The sequence below is a fragment of the Kribbella sp. HUAS MG21 genome (genome assembly GCF_040254265.1).
In the GTDB taxonomy this organism is placed as follows: Bacteria; Actinomycetota; Actinomycetes; order Propionibacteriales; family Kribbellaceae; genus Kribbella.
The window spans coordinates 257,076-277,654 of the sequence record NZ_CP158165.1 but is presented as its reverse complement, the minus strand read 5'-3'; the positions used below and the strand labels follow the sequence as shown (position 1 = coordinate 277,654).

General features: G+C 69.3%; 24 protein-coding genes and 2 tRNA genes. 8 read left to right on the top strand and 18 right to left on the bottom strand.

Annotated features, from left to right (window positions below; all coding sequences use genetic code 11):
- Positions 1–37 precede the first annotated feature (37 nt).
- Both ABN611_RS01245 and ABN611_RS01240 read left to right on the top strand, forming a co-directional pair.
- On the top strand, positions 38–736 hold the full coding sequence (locus ABN611_RS01245) for a hypothetical protein (protein ID WP_350277858.1): 699 nt from the start codon (positions 38–40) through the stop codon (positions 734–736).
- The gene (locus ABN611_RS01240) at positions 733–1,284 is read left to right on the top strand and encodes an SOS response-associated peptidase family protein (protein WP_350277857.1); all 552 of its coding nucleotides are present in this window, start codon (positions 733–735) and stop codon (positions 1,282–1,284) included. The genes ABN611_RS01245 and ABN611_RS01240 overlap by 4 nt, the downstream gene beginning before the upstream one ends.
- A gap of 202 nt (positions 1,285–1,486) precedes the next feature.
- Here the strand turns inward: ABN611_RS01240 and ABN611_RS01235 are convergent, their stop codons facing one another.
- A complete protein-coding gene (locus tag ABN611_RS01235; protein WP_350277856.1) occupies positions 1,487–2,470 on the bottom strand; it encodes a recombinase family protein in 984 nt (327 codons plus the stop codon).
- Here ABN611_RS01235 and ABN611_RS01230 point away from each other — a divergent pair.
- Positions 2,426–2,737: a winged helix-turn-helix transcriptional regulator gene (locus ABN611_RS01230; protein ID WP_350277855.1), complete on the top strand. Its 312-nt coding sequence runs from the start codon at positions 2,426–2,428 to the stop codon at positions 2,735–2,737. The two genes, ABN611_RS01235 and ABN611_RS01230, sit on opposite strands and share 45 nt — an antisense overlap.
- A gap of 176 nt (positions 2,738–2,913) precedes the next feature.
- Here ABN611_RS01230 and ABN611_RS01225 read toward each other — a convergent pair whose 3' ends face one another.
- From ABN611_RS01225 to tenA, 9 genes are all read right to left on the bottom strand, one after another.
- Positions 2,914–4,095, bottom strand: coding sequence for a hypothetical protein (locus ABN611_RS01225; RefSeq protein ID WP_350277854.1), 1,182 nt, complete (start codon positions 4,093–4,095; stop codon positions 2,914–2,916).
- Between the two features lie 185 nt (positions 4,096–4,280).
- Positions 4,281–4,847, bottom strand: a complete 567-nt coding sequence (locus tag ABN611_RS01220) for a hypothetical protein (RefSeq protein ID WP_350277853.1) — start codon at positions 4,845–4,847, stop codon at positions 4,281–4,283.
- On the bottom strand, positions 4,844–5,848 hold the full coding sequence (locus ABN611_RS01215) for a TerC family protein (RefSeq protein WP_350277852.1): 1,005 nt from the start codon (positions 5,846–5,848) through the stop codon (positions 4,844–4,846). Before ABN611_RS01215 ends, ABN611_RS01220 begins: the two co-directional genes overlap by 4 nt.
- 152 nt (positions 5,849–6,000) lie before the next feature.
- The gene (locus ABN611_RS01210) at positions 6,001–6,243 is read right to left on the bottom strand and encodes a hypothetical protein (protein WP_350277851.1); all 243 of its coding nucleotides are present in this window, start codon (positions 6,241–6,243) and stop codon (positions 6,001–6,003) included.
- The gene (locus ABN611_RS01205) at positions 6,240–6,605 is read right to left on the bottom strand and encodes a hypothetical protein (protein ID WP_350277850.1); all 366 of its coding nucleotides are present in this window, start codon (positions 6,603–6,605) and stop codon (positions 6,240–6,242) included. The genes ABN611_RS01210 and ABN611_RS01205 overlap by 4 nt, the downstream gene beginning before the upstream one ends.
- On the bottom strand, positions 6,605–6,943 hold the full coding sequence (locus ABN611_RS01200) for a hypothetical protein (protein ID WP_350277849.1): 339 nt from the start codon (positions 6,941–6,943) through the stop codon (positions 6,605–6,607). Before ABN611_RS01200 ends, ABN611_RS01205 begins: the two co-directional genes overlap by 1 nt.
- A gap of 373 nt (positions 6,944–7,316) precedes the next feature.
- Positions 7,317–7,389: transfer RNA gene (locus tag ABN611_RS01195), tRNA-Lys, on the bottom strand.
- Positions 7,390–7,448: 59 nt separating this feature from the next.
- Positions 7,449–8,996: an NAD(P)/FAD-dependent oxidoreductase gene (locus ABN611_RS01190; RefSeq protein ID WP_350277848.1), complete on the bottom strand. Its 1,548-nt coding sequence runs from the start codon at positions 8,994–8,996 to the stop codon at positions 7,449–7,451.
- Positions 8,993–9,655, bottom strand: coding sequence for a thiaminase II (tenA, locus tag ABN611_RS01185; RefSeq protein ID WP_350277847.1), 663 nt, complete (start codon positions 9,653–9,655; stop codon positions 8,993–8,995). The genes ABN611_RS01190 and tenA overlap by 4 nt, the downstream gene beginning before the upstream one ends.
- 93 nt (positions 9,656–9,748) lie before the next feature.
- Here tenA and ABN611_RS01180 point away from each other — a divergent pair, with 93 nt between their 5' ends.
- Together ABN611_RS01180 and ABN611_RS01175 are read left to right on the top strand one after the other, a co-directional pair.
- Positions 9,749–11,470 carry an aminotransferase class V-fold PLP-dependent enzyme gene (locus tag ABN611_RS01180; RefSeq protein ID WP_350277846.1) on the top strand — a complete coding sequence of 574 codons (1,722 nt, stop codon included), beginning with the start codon at positions 9,749–9,751 and terminating at the stop codon, positions 11,468–11,470.
- Between the two features lie 57 nt (positions 11,471–11,527).
- Positions 11,528–12,298, top strand: a complete 771-nt coding sequence (locus tag ABN611_RS01175; RefSeq protein ID WP_350277845.1) for a DUF1684 domain-containing protein — start codon at positions 11,528–11,530, stop codon at positions 12,296–12,298.
- Between the two features lie 11 nt (positions 12,299–12,309).
- On the opposite strand, the gene ABN611_RS01170 is transcribed toward ABN611_RS01175, so the two are convergent.
- Positions 12,310–13,398 (bottom strand): ankyrin repeat domain-containing protein, encoded by a 1,089-nt coding sequence (locus ABN611_RS01170; protein ID WP_350277844.1) that lies wholly within the window; start codon positions 13,396–13,398, stop codon positions 12,310–12,312.
- Between ABN611_RS01170 and ABN611_RS01165 the strand changes: the two genes are divergently transcribed.
- Entirely contained in the window at positions 13,397–13,579 is a 183-nt protein-coding gene (locus ABN611_RS01165) for a hypothetical protein (protein WP_350277843.1), read from the top strand. The genes ABN611_RS01170 and ABN611_RS01165 overlap by 2 nt on opposite strands.
- On the opposite strand, the gene ABN611_RS01160 is transcribed toward ABN611_RS01165, so the two are convergent.
- Positions 13,557–14,525: a gluconolaconase gene (locus ABN611_RS01160; RefSeq protein ID WP_350277842.1), complete on the bottom strand. Its 969-nt coding sequence runs from the start codon at positions 14,523–14,525 to the stop codon at positions 13,557–13,559. The genes ABN611_RS01165 and ABN611_RS01160 overlap by 23 nt on opposite strands.
- A gap of 144 nt (positions 14,526–14,669) precedes the next feature.
- On the opposite strand from ABN611_RS01160, the gene ABN611_RS01155 reads away from it, so the two are divergent.
- Complete coding sequence (locus ABN611_RS01155; RefSeq protein ID WP_350277841.1) at positions 14,670–15,842, top strand: sensor histidine kinase; 1,173 nt, start codon at positions 14,670–14,672, stop codon at positions 15,840–15,842.
- Positions 15,839–16,459 carry a response regulator transcription factor gene (locus ABN611_RS01150; protein ID WP_350277840.1) on the top strand — a complete coding sequence of 207 codons (621 nt, stop codon included), beginning with the start codon at positions 15,839–15,841 and terminating at the stop codon, positions 16,457–16,459. Before ABN611_RS01155 ends, ABN611_RS01150 begins: the two co-directional genes overlap by 4 nt.
- A 6-nt stretch (positions 16,460–16,465) precedes the next feature.
- Here ABN611_RS01150 and ABN611_RS01145 read toward each other — a convergent pair whose 3' ends face one another.
- The 6 genes from ABN611_RS01145 to ABN611_RS01120 form a co-directional block, all read right to left on the bottom strand.
- Entirely contained in the window at positions 16,466–16,816 is a 351-nt protein-coding gene (locus ABN611_RS01145; RefSeq protein WP_350277839.1) for a hotdog domain-containing protein, read from the bottom strand.
- 181 nt (positions 16,817–16,997) lie between these two features.
- Positions 16,998–17,810 (bottom strand): hypothetical protein, encoded by an 813-nt coding sequence (locus ABN611_RS01140; protein ID WP_350277838.1) that lies wholly within the window; start codon positions 17,808–17,810, stop codon positions 16,998–17,000.
- 14 nt (positions 17,811–17,824) lie between these two features.
- A complete protein-coding gene (locus ABN611_RS01135; RefSeq protein ID WP_350277837.1) occupies positions 17,825–18,316 on the bottom strand; it encodes a SigE family RNA polymerase sigma factor in 492 nt (163 codons plus the stop codon).
- Between the two features lie 481 nt (positions 18,317–18,797).
- A tRNA-His gene (locus tag ABN611_RS01130) sits at positions 18,798–18,870 on the bottom strand.
- 79 nt (positions 18,871–18,949) lie between these two features.
- The gene (gene orn, locus ABN611_RS01125; protein WP_350277836.1) at positions 18,950–19,570 is read right to left on the bottom strand and encodes an oligoribonuclease; all 621 of its coding nucleotides are present in this window, start codon (positions 19,568–19,570) and stop codon (positions 18,950–18,952) included.
- Between the two features lie 51 nt (positions 19,571–19,621).
- Positions 19,622–20,515 carry a class I SAM-dependent methyltransferase gene (locus tag ABN611_RS01120; RefSeq protein ID WP_350277835.1) on the bottom strand — a complete coding sequence of 298 codons (894 nt, stop codon included), beginning with the start codon at positions 20,513–20,515 and terminating at the stop codon, positions 19,622–19,624.
- Positions 20,516–20,579: the final 64 nt, after the last annotated feature.

Below are 20,579 nucleotides of genomic sequence, written 5' to 3'. Positions count from 1 at the left end.
CACGGCGACGGTTCCTCCCACCGGCGGGACGCACCTCATGACAAAGGACGTATTTCCCGACGGGCAAGTCAGACTCAGCAGCGCGACGATCGAGTACGTCGATCCGGACTACGGAATCGCCGAGGTGTCCAGCGAGGTCGTCATGGGGGACGCCGCGTACGACAGCGCCTACAGAATGGCGGGCGGCGAGATTCTCGAGGGCGGCCTCAGTCGCGTCGGAGGTGGTTGGGCGAGCTTCAAGGCGCTCGAGAAGTCGTACTACCAAGCATCCGACGGATTCCGGCGCACCAATATCTACGGGCTGCGCGGCGACGGCACGCTGTTCCGCTGGAACCGCGGCTGGCAGCACAAGACGTCGGCGCCCGGGTTCGCGGCGGTCAAGTCGATGGCTCTGATCAGCAAGACCCGTACATATGACACGTTCCTGGCCAACACCCGCGGCGGGGCGCTGTACACGATCCATATCCCCACGACCTCACCGATGAGGCCCGTCGTCAGGCTCGTCCGCCGTTCGACCTGGCAGAACTTCGAGACGATGGTCGCCGCCAAGTGCGGCTTGTACGGCACGCTGCTACTCGGCATCGACAAGCACACCGGCAAAGGCCACTTGTACGCCGTCGGCCACGCGAACGGACTCGCAACAGTCATCCAGAGCCGCGGCGAGGTAGCCAGCACCTATACCGACCCCGTCTACTTCCACATGACCCGCCTGGACGAGCAACTCTTCGGCGAGTGACAAGGGTGCTGCCCGCGGCCGGCCGACGGTCGACGCTGGCGTTGGCCGGACTGTACGAGGTCTGGTACGACAGGTCGCTTCCTGAGAACGACCCGGCCCGCGTCGTCCCGAGGTACACGATCACGACTACGGCGACCGACAGCCTCGGCCGGATCCACGACCGGATGCCGATGGCGATCACACCCGATCACTGGGCCGAGCGCTTCGATCCTCGTAACCACGACGTCGACCAACTCCGCGGCCGCATCGCCCCGCCGGCCGACGGCAGCCTCGAAATGCACGCGGCGTCGAAGGCCGTCAACAACGTCAAGAACAATGGCCCGGGGCGCCCCTTCCTGTCGACGACTGACGCACGTGCACCGGCACTGCAGGACCACGACGCGCGAGACTCGCCGGATCGATCGCTGCCTGGTGACCTCCCGGTGCCTCAACATCGGGGCACCGACTCGCCGTTCAGCGTTTCCGCGCCCGCGGCCGAGGCTGCATCGTGCTCGTCGCGGCCCGCGTCATCGGACAGAACATGTCATTCGGTCATTGCACCAGTCTGAAGCCGAGGGGGGACACCCTCCCCGACGCCACATCTGCTGCCGCCCCGGCACCCGGGCCGCGGACTCGTTCCGGATGCCGCCGAGCACGCCGACTTGGCCGCATTCGGAGCACCGGATGTACACCGGCGTCGGCACGTCCTTGGTGTAGTAGGTCATGTCGCCGACCGCTCGTGCGCGCGCTCGATCGCTGCCCGAAACAAGCTCATCGCACACCGCCGGAGGTGACCGCGGTCGTGGTCTGAGTGGTGGCCTGGGGTGCGGGCCGTCGCCGCACGCCAGGCAGGCCACGGCGTAGACGGTGTGGGGCTGGCAGCGACCGCAGTGCTGCGTCACCTCGATCCGGCCCGCGCCGTTGCCAGCGTCGGTGCCGCCGGTCGACCACCAGTCGGTCTGGAGTTCTTCGCGCAGCCGGCGGCCGCGACCTTGCCGTTCGGCACGTACCCGCAGATGCCGATCTGGCCAGGGGTGAGGGACTTGTCGCGGCCAGCCGGCGTGAACGTGCGCCGGGCGTTGTTCTTGACCTGATGCTCGCGGGCGATCCGGTACGTCGTCGCGCGCGAGACGCCGTACTTCGCGGCGAGCTCATCGACCGGCGTCCCGTCGGCGAACTCGCCTGCCAGGTCCGCCCGGGGCTGCGGGTGTCGAACGGGATCGGCCCGCCGGTCACGTTGACGTGCACGCCGGCAGCGGTCAGTTCGGTGAACAACTGCAGCATCTCGGTCTGCGACCGGCCGAGCCGGTCCAGCTCGCTCAGCACGACGACGTCGCCCGCGCGCGGCTGTCGATGTTCGGAGTCGTCTGCACAGTTGTCCGTACTTGTCTGCACAGTCCGGTGGCTAGGCGAGTTGAGGCGCCAAGTCGAGCGACGAGCCCGGCTCGGGGGACACTTGCTGTGCGGATCGCGCGCGGTGAGTATCCGGCCCTGCTGCGGGGTTACTGGTGGATTGCGCGGTCGTCGGTCGAGGGGCCACCCCGGCCGTCTCCCGGGATCGCGTTCGTGGCCGCGCCGCGATGATGGTGCCGGGACGCAGGAGGGGACGTTCCGAGCGGTAGCGAGACCGTTGCCAAGCTGCTCAACTCGTGCCCGGCCCGTGTCATCTCTGATTGGCGCCCTTACCAGAAGCTTGTTTCCGGTAATGTTGTGCTGGTGATAGAAGTGCGGCGGTGGACGTTTCTGTCGAATCATGGGCATGTGCTGGTGTGTTTGGCGCGTGATCCGGAGGTGCGGTTGCGGGATGTCGCTGAACGGGTGGGCATCACTGAGCGGGCGGCGCAGCAGATTGTGCGGGATCTGGAGCAGGCCGGCTACGTGGTGAAGGAGCGGGTGGGGCGGCGCAACCGGTACGTGGTGGTGCGGTCGGGCCGGTTGCGGCATCCGTTGGAGCATCAGGTGCGGATCGGTGAGCTGACCGACTTGGTGGTGGCACACGACGATGAAGCCGCCCGCGAGTAGCCGGCGGCGGAGCGAGCTGGGGTGCTGCGCACGATGGGTGGTGGTTGCTCCGAGGAGCCCAGGCCCGGGTGGCTGGGTGCAGTCGCAGCGCGATACCGGTCAGCACGGTGAGTAGGACCGCGGTGTCGGCGAGAAGGTGGAGGGCCGAGCTCAGGTGATCGGTCATCGCCGGGCCTTTACGACGCGGCGCCGCTGGCCGCGCGGGGTTCGGGCCGGGGCTGGTGGGGGCGGGTGATGAGGGCGACGCGGTCGAGGTGTTCGAGGCGTCCGTCGTCGACGAGGGCGACCCAGCCGCCGCGGCTGATGACGATTTCGATCAGGTCGTCGATCAGGTCGCTGCGGATCGTTGTGGGATCGGCCGGGTCCTCGTTCGGGATCTCGTCCGGGCCTGGTTTTGGGTCTGTGGTGGTGGTGCGGAGTGGGTCGTCGAGGAGTTCGGGTCGCCCGGCCGCGGGAAGCCAGCCGCCGGGGTGGCTGGGTGGTGTGATGCGGGCGGGCTGGACGTAGGTTTCCTCGACGGCGAGCATGACCGGGGTGTGGTGGTGGGCGGCCAGCCAGCAGTCGACGGCGCCGTGCATGAGGTGGACGGGTGGTTGGCTCGCGGTTCCGGCGGTGGTGGTTATGGCGTGTGTGGTGGTGGCGCGGGCGTTGGCGAGTTGCTGCATGGCCTCGCTTTGCCGGCCCAATAAGTAGTTCTGGGTGGCGGTGCGGGTGGCTGTGTGCAGGGCGGCGGGGGTTTCGCTGGCGCTGCCGGTGATGGTTGCGGCGAGACGCTGAGTGTTGCGGGAGATCGCCAGGAACCTGGTGGTAGTGGTGTCGTGGCCGGCCACGATGAGCGGGGCGGGGTGGCGTTGCCGGTAGCGGCCGAGGGCGTCGTCGACGCGCCGCAGGAACGTCTCCTCGCTGTCGGAACGGTCGAGGCCGCGCTGGATCGGGAAACCGTTAGCGGCCCCGGCTCCACCATTCTTGGAGAGGCTTGAGGGAGCGGGGTCGCCGCCGGTCCCCGTTATGGGGGTGAGGGTGCTGCCGGAGCCGTGGTAGAGCTGGGCGCAGAAGGGGTGCAGAACCAAGGTCAGGTGCGGCGGGGTGCGGTGCAGGGCGTGGACCAGGTCGCGGGTCGCGAACGTTGCTTCCACGACCGCGCGTGCCCGGACGGGGATGGGCAAGTGCAGGGTGCGCTGAACCGCGCGGTTGACGAACAGGGCCAGGGCATGGTCGGTGGGCTGGGTGACGGCCGAGTCGGCCAGGGCGTGCAGCGCGACGAGGAACTCGCGGGCATTCAGAACCCGCTGGGCACGCAACTGGCTGGCGGCTTGCTGCACCAGGTGGTCCAGGCGGGCCGCGTCGCGGCGAGCCATCCGAACCGCGGGCGTGGTCGGCAGCAGGATCGAGATCGACGGGTACGCCTGGGTGCCGACAAGTTCGGCGACCGTCGCTGCATGCAGTCGAGCCGCTGGCCCGGTCCACTGCCCGTCCTGGGGCCGCGGCTTCGCTTCGCCAGTCGCGGCCTGGACTGCTGGAGCTGGTGAGGTGGCGTGATGAGTCATGATCGGTGCCTCGATGTCGTGGTGGACGTGCGCTGGTGGGCCGGGTGGACTGGGTGGTGGTTTCTGGCGCGGGGTGGGGCTGGTGTGGGGGCGCGGGGCGGCATGCCGGCCAGCGGCAGTCCGGTGAAGTGCTGCAGCGGGGTGTCGGCGACCGGTTTTCGCCGCCGCAGCAGCCCGCGCAGCCATTGAGCCGGTCGCGGCCGCGGCCGCGTGGTCCAGCAGACCTGGATGCGGCCGCCGCCGTCGAAGGCCGGGCAAGGTCCTTCGCCGAGCCCGGCGCGTAGCCCGGCGGCGAGTTCGTCGTGGCGTCGCCGCAGCTGCGCGGTGTGCTCGCGGTGCAGGCGCTCGGCCAGCCGCGCGTTCAACGTCCACCCCGGCCGCGGGACCGAGATCACGACGGTGACGCTGTGCCCGGTCCACACCAGCCGGATCGCGGCCTGGGCAAGCCCCTGCTCGAGCGGGAGGGTGCCGTCCACGAGCAGCCATACCTGCCGCTGCACCCAGCCGGCGCCGCTCACGCCGGGGTCTACTGGGCCGTTGTGTACGACGGTCCGCGGAGTCATCGCCGCACCTGCCCGCGCTCCTCGTCGCTGGGCATGCGGTCCGCGGCGACGTCGCCATCGTCCGCAGCGGGATCCCTTCGCGGCGAGGCGGGGGTTGCGCGGGTGGCGTGCAGGCTCGCGGCCACGGCCACGGTGAGGCAGGTCGCGATGACGGCGAGGGAGATCGCGATCGGGATCTTGTAGAGGTCGAGCAGCAGCATTTTGATGCCGACGAACACCAAGATCGCCGACAGGCCGGCCTTGAGGTAGATGAAGCGGTGGATCAGGTCGGCGAGGAGGAAGTACATCGCGCGCAGCCCGAGGATGGCGAAGGCGTTGCTGGTGAACACCAGGAACGGTTCCTGGGTGACCGCGAAGATCGCCGGGATCGAGTCGACCGCGAACACGATGTCGGTGACCTCGACCAGGACCAGCACCGTGAACAGCGGGGTCGCGACCCAGCGGCCGGCTTTCCGCACCCAGAACTTCTGGCCGTGGTACTCGCTCGTCGACGGCACGACCCGCCGGACGATCTTGAGGACGGGGTTGGCTGCCGGGTCGGTCTGGTCGTGGCGATGGCGGAACATCCGCCACCCGGTGACGACCAGGAACGCCCCGAACACGTACAGGACCCAGTGGAACCGGTCCTGCAGCGCGGCGCCGCCGGCGATGAAGATCGCCCGGAACACCAGCGCCCCGAGCACGCCGAAGAACAGCACCCGGTGCTGATACTGACGGGGCACCGCGAACGCGGTGAAGATCAGCGCGAACACGAACACGTTGTCGACCGCGAGACTCTTCTCGATCAGATACCCGGCGAAGTACTCGCCGCCGGCCTGTGCCCCGTACAGCCCCCAGACGATCACCCCGAACCCGAGGCCGAGGCTCACCCAGACCGCGCTCCAGACCGCGGCCTCGCGCACCGACACCACGTGCGCGCGGCGGTGCGCGAACAAATCGACGGCCAGCATCACAAGGATCGCGGCCAGTACCGCGGCCCAGCCCCACAACGGAACAGACACCACACAACCTCCAGACACCCTCGATGGTCTGGAGGTCTCTCCCGCCCCGGCTTGCTGTCCAAGCCCGGGGCCGTTCCGCCGGGCCGGCACTCAGGCGGCCGGGCCGTAATGACGACGGGAACGTCGGGGATACTCCCCTCACTGTGGAAGGATTATTCCGGAAAAACACTTCCGGTGTCAAGAGGCGTTGTTGCAACCGCATCCATGCGGTCGAGGCTCTGGGCGGTGTCTGGCTCCTTGTCGGCGGCGAGTTGGCCAGAGCGGAGCTCGCGCAGGTCCGGAATATGGTTGTAGAGGGTGCCGGGGCTGACGCCGAGCAGCTTCGCGATCGAGGTGATGCTGTGCGCGGGATTGGGCAGGAGGTCGCGAGCGGCGGCGATGAGATCAGCGTTCACCACGGTGGGCCGGCCGCCGACGCGGCCGCGGGCACGGCCCGCGGCGTGCGTTTGCGGATCAGGCCTTCGCCTTTGATGCGTGCGATGGTGTGAGTGATCTCGGCTGTGCCTGCTTCGAGGTCTACTTGGGACCAAAGGACGGCTAGGGATTCGCCGATGCGCACGCCGGTGCCGAGCATGAAGGTGACGAGGTCGGGAAGGTCGGTGCGGACGGCATAGCCGTCCCCGGCGAGGTGTCTTCTGAGGAGCGTGACTTCCTCGCCGGTGAGGGCGCGGGGTGGGTTCTTTGCCTCGGCTTCGATGGTTTCGATCCCGCGGACCGGGTTGACGGAGGTAGCTCCGTAGTGGACGGCGAGACTCATCATCCTGACAGGACGGCGCGGCAGGTCTTGGCGGTGGGGACGCCGGCTCGGCTCTTGATCTTCGTGATGGCGGTGTCGATGCGTTGGGTCGTGGCTTCGCCGATGCGGAGTTCGGCGAAAGCGGGTCGGATGTGGTTCTTGATGACGCGGCGGTAGGTGTCGAGGGACGTCGGGGATCGCTTCCCGTTCGCGACCCGTTCTTCGAACTTCTTCTCCCAGAGGTCGATGAGGTGGGAGACCTTGTGCATCGCGGTGAGGGTGCCGGACTGGTTGGTGCGGGCACGGTCCTGGAGTTTCTGCTTCAGGGCGGTCTCGGCACCTGCCTTGGTCGCTCCCACTGCGCTGACTTGCCGGACGCGACCATCGTGGTCACGGAACTCGGTCTGCGACTGGTGCCTGACGGGCTTGCCGTTCTTATCCCTCTTGATGACCTTGGTGGAGATGCTTCCCCAGGTTCCGATGGGCAGCGGTGGGCTCGACATGTCATGCCTCCAAGCCGTTCGGCGGTTGGAGCCTCGACGCAGGTCGCGTTGCCGAATCGGAAAGTCGGCAGCGTTGCGAACCGATGTGATGTGACGCACAGTCACGAGCAGATCGGGGCTCCGACGGTGCCGCGTGGCCGGAGGATGCCGCGCGATCAATCAGCGCAAAGAGATGAGATGACCTACCGACATGCCGAAGCCCAGACCACTTGCGTGACCTGGGCTTTTGTGCGCCGCCAGGGACTCGAACCCCGAACCCGCTGATTAAGAGTCAGCTGCTCTGCCAATTGAGCTAGCGGCGCTTGTCTTGCCTTCGAACGATGAGGATCGTAGCAGGGGGATCGGGGAGATGCGAAATCGGTTAGCGGTGCAGGATGGTCATGGCGGCGTTGTGGCCGCCGAGGCCGGAGACGGCGCCGCCTCGGCGGGCGCCGGAGCCGCAGATCAGGAGGTTGCGGACGTCGGTCTCGGTGCCCCAGCGGCCGGTGTCGGCGGGCTCGGTCGCCCAGGGCCACTGGAGGTCGCCGTGGAAGATGTGGCCGCCGGGCATGCCGACGGATTCCTCGATGTCGTACGGCGTCTTCGCCTCGATGCAGAGGTTGCCGTCGGCGTCGCGCGCGATGCAGTCCTCGAGCGGTTCGGCGAGGTACGACTCCAGGCCGGCGAGCACCCGCCGGGTCGCCTCCGCCCGCGCCGCATCGTTGTCGGAGGCAAACAACCGGGCGGGGAAGTGCACACCGAAGACGGTCAGGGTGTGGTAGCCGGACGCAACCAGGTCGGGGGAGAGGATCGACGGGTCGGTCAGCGAATGGCAGTAGACCTCCGACGGCGGTACGGCGGGCAGCTCGCCCGCGGCCGCGCTCCGGTACGCCGATTCGAGCTGGCTGTAGTCCTCGTCGATGTGGAACGTGCCGGCGAACGCCCGCGCCGGATCGTCGCCCGACTTCAGCGCCGGCAGATGGCGCAGCAGCAGGTTGATCTTCAGCTGCGAACCCTCCGGCTTATCGACGCCGGTCTGACCGCGCAGCTCGGCCAGGGTCGACGGTGCGACGTTCGACAGCACCCAGGAACAGTCGACGGATCGCTCACCGTCACCACCGAGCCATGTGACTGAGCCGCGCGTCCCGTCGACCTCGACCGAGGTGACTGCGGCATCGGTGACCAGCACGGCCCCGGCCTGCCGGGCGGCCACGGCAAGGGCGTCCGTGACCGCGCCCATCCCGCCGACGGGTACCCGCCACTCACCGGTGCCGTTGCCGATCAGGTGGTACAGGAAGCACCTGTTCTGGATCAGGGACTCGTCGTGCAGCCCGGCGAACGTCCCGATCACGGAGTCGGTGGCGACGACGCCGCGGACGGTGTCGTCGGCGAACCGTCGTTCGATGGTCTCCCCGAGCGGACGCTCGACCAGCTCGTCCCACAGGGCGCTGTCGACGCGTGAGCGGAGGTCGGCGGCCGACGGGAGCGGCTCGAGCAGGGTGGGCGCCACCGCGGCCGCCAGGGAGCCGACAGCCCCGTAGAAGTCTGTCCAGGCGGCGTACTCCGCATCGCTGCCCGTGAGGGCCCGGAACGAGTCCCTCGTGCCAGGGCCCTCCGGGCGCTCGACCATCAGGCCGACGTCGCGGCCGGAACGACGTACCGGGGTATAGGAGGCAACCGCGCGGGACCGGAGCTCCAGATCGAGGCCGAGGTCCGCGACGATTTTGTCGGGCAGCAGGCTGACCAGGTACGAGTAGCGCGACAGCCGCGCGTCCACGCCCGGGAACACGCGCTCGCTGACCGCGGCGCCGCCGGTGTGCGCCTGCTGCTCGAGGACGAGCGTGGAGAGCCCGGACTGGGCCAGGTACGCCGCGGCGACGAGGCCGTTGTGCCCGCCGCCGACGATGACGACGTCGTAGAAGTCCTTCATTTCACCGGCCAATCGAGCTGGTGGTACGCGGCGTCCCAGAACATCCACTCGTACCGGCACGTCGTGGCGAAGTGCTGGTGACAACGCTCCCGCTCCGCGGCCCCCACGTCCAGCCCGTCGGTGACGGCGAGTACCGACTCGACCACGGCGTCGAACTCCTCGGAGCCGTACGTCTCGATCCACTTCCGGTACATCGGGTCCGGCGACGACCGCTTGAGCAGCTCCCGCCCGACGTCCCGGTAGATCCAGTAGCAGGGCAGCACCGCGGCCACGGCTTCGGCGTACGTCCCGGTGGCGCACACCGCCGTGAGATAGGACATGTACGCCGTTGTGGTCGGACGCGAGCCTGCCGCCTCCACGTCGGCCGTCGTCAGTCCCAGGGTCTCCAGCAGAGAAGTGTGCAGCTCGCGCTCGACCGCGATCGCGTTGGCGGCGTGCAGGGCGAACATGCTGACCGCGTCCTCGTCCAGCGCACGGCCGGCGACCAGGCTGAGGGCCCGCGAGTACGCGCGGAGGTAGTGGCTGTCCTGGACGATGAAGTACCGGAACGCGTCGTGGTCCAGGGTCCCGTCGGTCAGGCCGGTGATGAACGGATGCCGGACGATCTCCTCGTACACGGAGGCGGCACCGCGGTCCCACAGCTCGCTGGAAAACGTCATCCCCACTCCTCGCCGTCGACTGGCTCCGACCCTATCCAGCGGGCACGCGCAGATCACGAGACGCAGATCACGTTGCCGACCTACCCTGGGCCCATGAGCACCGAGGGGGACCCTGCCGGAATGCCGCCGGACACGCCGCTGCTGCGGCGGATCCGGGCGTCGGTGATCGGTGACGACCAGGTGATGCCGGGGCCTTACGGGCCGCGGCGGGTGACCTACGCCGACTACACCGCCTCCGGGCGGGCGCTCACGTTCCTGGAGGACTTCATCCGCGAGGAGGTCCTGCCGCGGTACGCGAACACGCACACCGAGTCGAGCGGGACCGGCCTGCAGACGACCCGGCTGCGGGAGGACGCCCGCCGCATCATCCACCAGAGCGTCGGCGGCGACGACGAGACCGCGCTGATCTTCTGCGGCTCCGGCGCGACCGGCGCGATCGACAAGCTGATCGGGATCCTCGGGCTGCGGATCCCGGCGGAGCTCGACGACAGCTACCACCTGACCTCGCTGATCCCGCGCGACCAGCGGCCGGTCGTCTTCATCGGGCCGTACGAGCACCACTCGAACGAACTGCCCTGGCGCGAGTCGATCGCCGACGTGGTGGTGATCAGCCAGGACGCGGACGGCCACATCGACATCGACCAACTCGAGACGCGACTGCGGGAGTACGCCAGCCGCCCGCTGAAGATCGGGTCGTTCTCGGCGGCGAGCAACGTCACCGGGATCGTCAGCAACACGCAGCGGGTGTCGGCGTTGCTGCACCGGCACGGGGCGTTGTCGTTCTGGGACTGCGCCGCGGCCGCGCCGTACGTCGAGATCGACATGTACGGCGGGCGCGACGAGGACCCGCTCGCGTACAAGGACGCGATCTTCCTCAGCCCGCACAAGCTGATCGGCGGCCCGGGGACGCCCGGCGTGCTGGTCGCCCGGCGTGAACTGCTCCGCAACCGCGTGCCCGACGTACCGGGTGGGGGCACCGTCGCGTACGTGAACCCGCTGGAACATCGGTACCTGGACGATCCGGTGCACCGTGAGGAGGGCGGGACGCCGGCGATCATCGGGTCGATCCGCGCCGGCCTGGCGTTCCAGTTGAAGCAGGCGGTCGGGATCGACGTGATCCGGGCGCACGAGGACGCGTACCTGCGGCGGGCGGTCGAGGCCTGGAAGTGCGAGCCGAACCTGCAGATCCTCGGCAACCTGGACGCTGAGCGGTTGTCGATCGTGTCGTTCGTGGTCAAGTCGCCGTCCGGGCGGTACCTGCACCACAACTTCGTGGTCGCGTTGCTGAACGACCTGTTCGGGATCCAGTCTCGCGGCGGTTGCTCGTGCGCCGGCCCGTACGGTCACGCGCTGCTCGGAATCGATCTCGACCGGTCGCACGAGTTCGAGGAGGAGATCCTGCACGGCTGCGAGGGGATCAAGCCGGGCTGGGTGCGGGTCAACTTCAACTACTTCATCTCCGAGGCGGTCTTCTCGTACGTCGTCGAGGCCGTGAAGCTCGTGGCCCACGACGGCTGGCGACTCCTCGGCGACTACCGCTTCGACCCGGCCAACGGACTGTGGCGGCACCACCGCGGCCCGGTCGAGCCCCCGCTGCGACTCTCGCAGGTCGGGTACGACGCCGACGGCAAGCTCAGGTACCCGCGCCATGACCACACGGCCGCTGAGTCCGCCCTCGACGACTACCTCGCGGAGGCGCGTGAGCTGTTGTCCACGTGCCGGCAGGACCGCACCGACCCCGAGGGCCACGTCAACACCGATTTCGACCACCTCCGCTGGTTCGAACTCCCGTCCCGCTGCCTGATCCGCGATTGATTGCCACTTCGGCAAAGGTCTTCGCTGTTTCGGCAGCTCGCCCGGCACGCTCGAGCCATGAACTTCGAGAGCTTTCGCGCTGAGTGGGAAGCCTGGCGAGCGGGCTGGGAACAGTGGCTGACCCGACCGCACGGCTGGCTGTCCGCAGTAGCGCTCAACTGGCTGGACGAGACACCGCGTCGCTACCCCGGCATCCCGGGCCGCTGGTGGCAGAAAGGCACCGAGCTGCTGGTCGATCCCGCCTGCGGACGGATGACCTTCGACGGCGTCGACTTCACCAGCACTCGTGTCCTGAACCTGGCCGACGGTCCGGACGACCAGCGGGTCACCGCAGGCGAACTCGAGATCGGAATCACCTACAGCGGCGGATACCACCTCATCACCTACGATCCGAACGCGCCGGCGCGGCAGAACTTCGCCGGCGTCGCTGTCTTCGATCCCGATCCCGCTTTCGTCATCACCGGTCATTTCCAGGCCGAGCCCCGTGAGCTGAGCCTCGGGACGGTCGGCTCGCGTGATCAGGCGTACGAATCCCCTGGGACGGTGCGTTTCGAGTACGGCGGTGCGCCGTACGACCTGCGGGTGACGATGTCGAACGGTCGGCAGGTCGCGGTTTTCGCGGATGCGACCAGCGGGGCACGCACCTACCCGGCCGGCCGTGCGCTGGACATCCCGGCCGCGGCGGCCGACGGCCGGGTGACTCTCGACTTCAATCGAGCCGTGAACCTCCCGTGCGCGTTCGGGGACTTCTTCCCGACCTGTCCGACACCGCCCGCCGGCAATCGCTACCCGTTCGCGATCGAGGCCGGTGAGCAGAGCCCCGTCTGAGGGATGACTGCTCAGCGTGCTCCGGCGGTGCGGAGGATTTTGGCGATTTCGGTGTAGCCGCGGGATTCTGCGTGGCGGAGTGGGGTGACGCCGTCGGCGTCGGGCAGGTTGGGGTTGGCGCCGGCGGTGACGAGGGTCTGGACGATGTCCTGCCAGGGCTGCGTGCCCTTGCCGAGGATGATCGCCTCCAGCAGGGCCGTCCAGCCGAGGTTGTTGACGTGGTTGACGTTGATCTTGGTCTTCACGACCCGCCGGACATAGGCGACGTGGCCGCGTTCGCTGGCCGGGATGACGGAGGTGCCGCCGAAGCGGTTGCGCAGCGTCAGGTCCGGGTTCGCCGGGAGGAGCGTCTCCAGCATTGCGACGCTGCCGGTGACGCCGGTGACGAGCCAAGCGGAGTCCTTCCGGTCGTCCTGGGCGTCGGGGTCGGCACCGAGCTGGACGAGCAGCCGAGCCACGTCGACGCGGTCGTTGAGCGCGGCCAGCAGGAGCGGCGTACGGCGGTGATCGTCGCGGGACTCGATCGGCGCACCGGCCGCCAACGCTGCGGCGACCTTGTTGGCGTCACCCGCGGAGGCAGCGCCGAGGAGCGCGCTTGCGGATGCCTTGGTGTCGAGCACTGCGCTGACTGCCGTCTGCCCGCGGTCCTTCGCCGCGTGCATCGGCGTGACGCCGTCCTTCACCGCGGGCTTGGACCGGTCGGCTCCGGCCGCGACGAGCAGCCGGACGGTGTCGACGTACTGCGGTGTGCCCTTGCCGAGCAGGACTGCCTCGTGCAGCGCGGTCCAGCCGAGGTTGTTGACGTGGTCGACCTTCACACCGGCCTGGATCAGCCGGCCGACCACCGCGGCGTGACCGCGCTCGGCGGCCCGGATGAGCGCCGTGCCGTGGTAGCTGTCGAGGCTGCGGACGTCGGCGCCGTTCGCGAGGGCCAGGTTCAGCAGGTCGAGGTAGCCCTCGCTGGCGGCGATCAGGAACGCGCTCTGCACGGTGTCGTCGACGGCGTTGACGTTCGCACCTGCCTTGATCAGGCGGCCGGCCTCGGCCAGGTCGTTCTTCCAGGCGGCGGCGATCAACTGGCGGTCGAGACCGGACGGCATGGATGCGCTCCTCGAAGAAGACGGCGTCGGCGACGGCGACGGTGTTGCTGACTGCGACGGTGAGGCCGTCGCAGCCGGCTCCTGGCTGCTGGTCTCAGTGGAACACGCGGTGGTCGCCGCCATCAGCAGGACGGCGGCCACCGCGATCGGACGGCGGGTCATCGGCGCGGGTCGAGGGTGATGACCTGGTACGGCGGGACGGCGGTCGGCTCGTCGAACTTGCTGTCGACCAGCAGCAGCCGGCCCTGGGCGAGCTTCGCGGTCGTCAGCACCCGGTCCTGGGCGGTCGGCGTCGCGGAGACCAGCCGCGCGGTCCGGCCGTCCTCCGACAGCTCGAGGGTGCTCAGCACCCTGGAGAAGTTCCGCACGACCCAGAGGCTGTCGCCCTGCTGCACCAGCCCGTCGGCGTTCACGAGGTCGGCACCGCCGGTGTTGACCTCGGTCGCCGCGGCCGTGCGCAGGTCGAACCGCCACAGCTTGCCGACGTTGCCCTGGGCCACGATCAGCGCCCTGCGGTCCGGCGACAGCACGATGCCGCCGAGGTTGAAGCCGGTCGTCGTCGCGATGGTGCCGGTGGCGTCGGCCCAGGTGGTGACGGTCCAGTCGCCGTTCTGCTCGGCGACGCGGAAGATCTGCGGGGCGTTCGAGTTCGTGAAGTAGGCGGCGCCGTCCGGGCCGATGATCACGTCGTTGAGGAACGCGTTCGGCACGCCGGTGCGGAGGGCCGCGAGCAGGTCCCCGTCGCGGTCGTAGACCCACAGGTCCGGCGCGCCCTGGTGGTCGATCCCGTTCGGGCCGCCGGCGACGTACACCCGGCCCTCGGAGTCGACGTTCACGCCGCGGGCGGTCCAGCGCCCGTCGGTGCCGTCGCCCTTCAGCCACTCGATCGCGTCGCCGGCGCGCAGCCGGCCGCGGTGGATCTCGCCGCCGGTGGTCTCGGAGACGTAGAAGTTGCTGGTCCGTGCGTCGTACCCGATGCCCTCGAACTTCGAGCCGCCGGCGTCGCCCGGGAGCTCGTAGGTGCTCGGACGGGTCGCGAAGGCAGGGGAGGCGAGCGCTGCGGAGGCGCCGGCGCCGAGCAGCGTGGCGGACAGCGCGAGGGTGGCGGACAGCGAACGGACGGACATCGGAACCTCTCAACGGTCGGTGGCTTGCGAACTGCCTCCAGCTTGCGCCCGGCCGGACGTGCCGCACGACGGGTGTTCGGCCATCAAGAGATAGCCGATCGGATGATTCGGATCCGGCGCCGCGCGGCCTACGATCGGCTGAACATGTCTACTGCGCACACCCCGTCGATCCTCAGTCACGCGACCCGGCTGGTGACCGCACTGCACGCGGCACTGGTCGTCCTCGTGCTGGCCTCGGCGATCCGGTATCTCACCGGTCACGGGTTCGGCGATCGCGGTCCGTGGGTGCTGATCGGCGCGGTGGTGCTGCTGGCGACGTACGCCGCCTACCGGGTGCTGCCCAGCCGGCTCTGGCTGGCGTTGCTGGTGCTGGAGTGGTGTGCGCTGGTGTTCCTGGCGCCGTCGTTCGCCTGGTGCGCGGTGCCGCTGTCGTTCGTTGCTCTGCGCATCTTGTCGTTCCGCCCGGCCTGTCTGGTCGTTGCGGGCATGGTGGTGGTCACCGTGGTGCAGTGGAGCCGGATGACCGACCGCCTGGACCCGACGATCGTGCTGGGGCCGGTGTGCATCGCAGTACTTGCCGTGAGCGCCTATCGGGCGCTGGAGCGGGATGCGCTGGCCAGACAGGCGCTACTGGACGAGCTGCACGCTGCACAGGGCGACCTGGCCGACGCACAGCACCAGGCGGGCGTCATGGCCGAGCGGGCGCGGCTGTCCCGCGAGATCCACGACAGCGTGGCGCAGGGGCTGTCGAGCATCAACCTGTTGCTGCAGGCCGCTGAGCGCGAGTGGGACGACAGGCCGGCAGCTGCACGTGAGCACGCCGCCCAGGCGGCCGCAACGGCACGCGACGGTTTGGACGAGGCCAGGAGAGTAGTGCGCGACCTGGCACCGGCAGAGCTGGCAGCCGGTCTGCCGGAAGCCCTACGCAAGAGCTGTGAGCGCCTGGCCGCCCACAGCGACGTCGATGTCCGCGTCCAGGTGCACGGTACGCCGGTCACTCTCGACTCGGAGGTGGAGACCGCGCTGCTGCGGACGGCCCGTGGCGCGCTGGCCAATGTGCTCGAACACGCGCGGGCGCAGTCGGCCGTCGTGACGCTCACGTACCACCCGGACGCGGTCGTCCTGGACGTTGTGGATAACGGACGGGGCCTTCCGCGATCTCATGCCAAGATCGATTCCGACCGCGGCCATGGACTGGCCGGAATCCGTGAACGGCTGAGACGACTGGGAGGAACGCTGGTGCTGGAGAGTGAACCGGGGGACGGGACGGCGTTGGCCGCCTCGATCCCGCTGCGGATGCCGCCGGAGTCTCGATGATCAAGGTGGCACTGGTCGACGACCATCCCGTCGTGCGGGCCGGGGTCCGCGCGCTGGTCGAGGCCCAGGACGATCTGACCGTCGTCGGCGAGGCGTCGGACGCGGTCAGCGCGGAGCAGCTCGTGGCGGCTCTGCATCCGGACGTCGTACTGATGGATCTCAACCTCGGGCCCGGTGCGGGCGGTGCCGAGGTGACCGCGCGGCTGCGCGCGCTGCCCGAGCCGCCGTACGTGCTGGTGCTGACGACGTACGACACCGAGGCCGACATCATGAGTGCGATCGACGCGGGCGCCTCGGGCTATCTGTTGAAGGACGCGCCGCCGGGCGACCTGTTCCGGGCGATCCGCGGTACGGCGCGTGGCGAGACCGTGCTGTCGCCCGCCGTCGCGGCCCGGCTGGTACGGCGCTCCGGCCCGTCGCTGACCGAGCGCGAGGTGGAGATCCTCGGCCTGCTCGCGACCGGGAAGTCGAACCGCGATCTCGCGAAGAAGCTGTACGTCAGCGAGGCCACGATCAAGTCCCACCTCGCGCACATCTACACCAAACTGGAGGTCGACACCCGAGCCGCCGCGGTCGCACGCGCGATCGAGCAACGCATCATCCGCCCACCCGCCTAGAGCGCGCTAGGGGACGTCGGCGAGGAAGCGTTCGCGATCGACGACCACGCGTTCCAGTTCGCCGTCGGCGATCAGCTGGCCGGCCGAGTTGGTGGCGCGGACCTGGAAGCGGAGATGGCGGCCGTCCACGGCGGGCTCGTCGGCCACGATGTCGACGGTGTCGCCGACGCGGGTCGGCAGGCGGTGCCGGATGCGGACCGACGTACCGACGGAGGTCTGGCCGGGGCCGAGCGAACGCAGGGCGAGCTGGGCGGTCGCGTACTCGAGCCAGGTGATCAGCCGAGGCGTGGCGAGCACCTCGACGTCCCCGCTGCCCACGGCGAGCGCGGTGTCCGTGGGAGTCACTTCGTGACGCACAGCTGCCTGTCCTTCCACCGGAGATGTACGCCCCGACCGTAACGTCACAGCCCGGCGCCTCGAGAGGAGGCATGCCCGGACGAGTGTCAGGCCGACTTCTCCACACTGGCGATCAACCGTTGAACCGCCGAGCCCATCGCGGTCGCTCCGGGGGAGCTGGCGCGATGGGCTCGGTGGTGGGCTACTTGGTGCCGCCCTTGGTGGGGGAGACCGGCGGAAGCTTCCAGGTCTTGCTCTTGGCGAGGGTGGTCAGGTCCTTGACGGACAGGATCGGCGTGGGCCGAGTGTGCTGTTCGCCCTTCTGGGCCGGGGCGTTGTAGCTGGTGAGGTTGATGTTGCGGCCGTCGCGGCGGAACAGGATGACGTAGTTGCTGACGACGCCGTGCTCCGCCTGGCGGCCGTCGGTGTACTCGGGGGACTCCTTCGAAGCGAAGAGGACCGAGCCGTCGGGCAGGGTGGTGCAGCCTCGGCGGACCGGGACACAGGGGTTGCCTTCGCCGCCGCCGGAGAGCATCACGTCCACCCGCGCGGCGCCGTGACCGTCGTCGACGACGTACGACGCACCGGTGTAGGTGCCGCCGCCCCACGTCTCAGGCCGCGCGAAGGTCCTGCCGGGCGCCTTGAGCAGCGACTTGAGGGTCGCGAGTGTCTGCTCGGGATCGGCCCCGGCCGCGGTCGGCTTGGTCGGACCATTGGTCGTCGGGTCGGCCGACGGGATGGGCGTCGGCTTGACCGACGGCACCGTGGACGGCTTCCCGATCGCGATCGGTGTGCCGGCGGCGGCTGTGTCCGCGGGGGAGCCGAGCCACTGGATGCCGCCGGCGATCAGGCCGGCGGTGGCGAGTACGGCGCCGGTGCCGCTCGCGGCGAGCAGCGCAGTACGGCGGCGACGCAGCCGCAGGCCCTGCGCGACGCTGCGTTCCAGCAGGTCGGGCGTCACGGGCTCGAGGTTCTCGGTGGCGCGCTGCATCAGGTCGGTGAGCTGGGTGTTCATGGGGTCTCCTGGAATCAGAGGGCGATCAGCTGGTCGGCGTCCGCACCGAGGACCGCGCGCAGCCGGTCCAGAGCGCGGGCGGTGCGCGTGGTGATCGCGCTGGTCTTCTTGCCGAGATCGAGCGCCACCTGTTCGACGCTGCGATCTTCGAAGAACCGCAGCACCAACACGGCCCGGTCCAGCGGAGCCAGCTCCGCCAGGGCACTCTGCAAGGCGATCCGCAACTCCGGATCCCCGACCCGCTCCGCCGCCAGCTCCGGCACGTCCCCGGTAGGCCGCTCCGCCCAACTCTTCCGCCGCCGCTGCGAGATGAAGGTCCGCACCAGAGTCGTCCGCGCATAGGCCCCCGGACTCTCGACCCGGTGCCACACCTTCAGCAGATTCGCCAGCGTGTCCTGCACCAGATCCTCAGCCAGATGCCGGTCCCCGACCAGCAACCAGGCCGTCCGATAAAGCCGAGGTATCTGCGCCCGCGCAAACTCCTCGAAGTCCTCAGTAGTGCCCATCCCACCTCCTGTAGACGCCTCTACCTAGAAGACGCACCCACAGGCAGGCCAGATCACACCCTCAGAACACCTTCGACAAAACCCAGACCACAAACGCCAAGAACCCCACCACAAACGTCACCACCACAACCAAGCCGTACCCGAACCACATGCTCCCAGACGCCTTCACCAGCGCATCCTCCCACGCGAACGGTGACCAACCCGCCGAACCCAGCCACAGCAGCCGAGCCGACCCACCCAACCCAGCCACACCAGCCGAGCCGACCAACCCACCCAACCCAGCCACACCAGCCGAGCCGACCCACCCAACCCAACCCCAGCAGCCGAGCCGACCCACCCAACCCAACCCCAGCAGCCGAGCGAAGCGAAGGCGAATGGGGGTGCGGGTGGCGGAGCCCCCGCTCGCGGCAAGCGAAGCGCAGCCGCACAAAATGACGAAGCCGACCAAGCCTGCGCTCTCCGCAGGCATGGCCGGCCATCGGGTGAGTGACGGGACTTGAACCCGCGACCACCTGGACCACAACCAGGTGCTCTACCAGCTGAGCTACACCCACCATCGCCGTCCGAACCGCGACGGCTGAGCAATCATAGCGACGAACTGTCCGGAGCTGAAATCGAGGGTGGAACCGCAGGTCAGGGGCCTGTCGGAGTGTCCTCGGAGGTGGCCGTGATGAGGCTCGCGGCGGCCCGGGCGGTGGTGGAGTCGGGGCCGGGCTGGGGGACGAACACGGTCTCCCGGTAGTACCGCAGCTCGTCGATGCTCTCGGTGATGTCGGCGAGCGCTCGGTGGTTCCCGTTCTTGGCGGGGGTCGCATAGTAGACCCGCGGGTACCACCGGCGGACGAGTTCCTTGATCGAGCTGACGTCGACGTTGCGGTAGTGCAGGTGGGCCTCGACGCGGGGCATGTCGCGGACGAGGAAGGTCCGGTCGGTGCCGACCGAGTTGCCGGCGAGGGCGGCCTTGCGGGGCTCCTTCACGTACGACGTGATGAAGTCGAGGACCTGCTGCTCGGCCTCGGCCAGCGGGATGCCGTTGGCGAGCTCGTCGAGCAGGCCGGAGGCGGTGTGCATGTCGCGGACGAAGTCGCCCATCTGCTCGAGCGCGCCCGGGGGCGGCGCGATGACCAGGTCGATCCCGTCACCGAGCACGTTCAGTTCGTAGTCGGTGACCAGGACGGCGACCTCGATCAGGGCGTCGTTCGCCAGGTCGAGGCCGGTCATCTCGCAGTCGATCCACACCAGCCGGTCGTTCATGGGCACCCACCTTACGGCGACCCGCCGACACTGCGGCGACAGCCTGCCGTGTCAGCGCGGCGCGTGCCCGAGGTGGATGCTGCGGACGGACAGTACGGCGAGGTCCGCGCGCCGCCCGAGGTACTGCGGTCCGTCGGGGTCGAGCAGCTGCTGCCAGACCTCCACGTCCTCCGCACTCAGCCACTCCTGGTCAGCCGCCACGTGACCGTGCCCGTGACCGTGACCGTGCGCCGGCTCGGCCCCGGTCAGCCGCTCGATCCGCGTCCGGAACTGCCGCACCACCCCGTCGAGCCGCTCCGGCGACAGCGGCGCCGGCGTCTCGCTCAGCACGCTGCGCGTGGTCACGTCGGTCAGCCCGGCGCGCGTCATGGCCTCGGTCCATCCGTACGGCAGCGGCACCGACCCCGGCAGCGACTCCCGCATCACCTTGAACCACCGGTCCTGCGCCACATCCAACCGCAGCTCCAGCCCGGGCTCCCCGATCCCCAGGTCCCACGGCAGATGCCGCGCCGGCAGCCCGCCCTCGGCCAGCGCCAACCGCCCACCGGGTGCGAGCAACGACGCCAATGCGTCCACAGCAGCCTGCTGGTCGGCGGCGTGGTGTACGGAGGCCGACGCCCAGATCAGATCGGCCGGAGCGGCGATTGCCCGGCGCAACGGTTCCGCACCGTCGTCCATTGACGCCAGCTCGCAGCGGACCAGTCCGGCCGTGTGCTGCCTGGCCTGTTCGAGGACGTCGGGATCCGCGTCGATCGCGACGACCGTCGCGCCGGGCACCGCCTCGGCGAGCGCCTTCGCCATTCCTCCGCCACCGCACCCGACGTCCGCGACGACCTTGTCGCCGTCCCGCACGAGCGTGCGGGCCACGGCCGTGTTCCAGTCGGTCTCGCCCTCGGCGGATGCTCGCAGCCGCCCGGCCTCTCCAGCCCAATCGATCTCGATCATGGAGACAGTGTGATCCGGCCCACGGGCAGTGGACACAGGATGTTGCCGGTCCGGCAAACGGAGT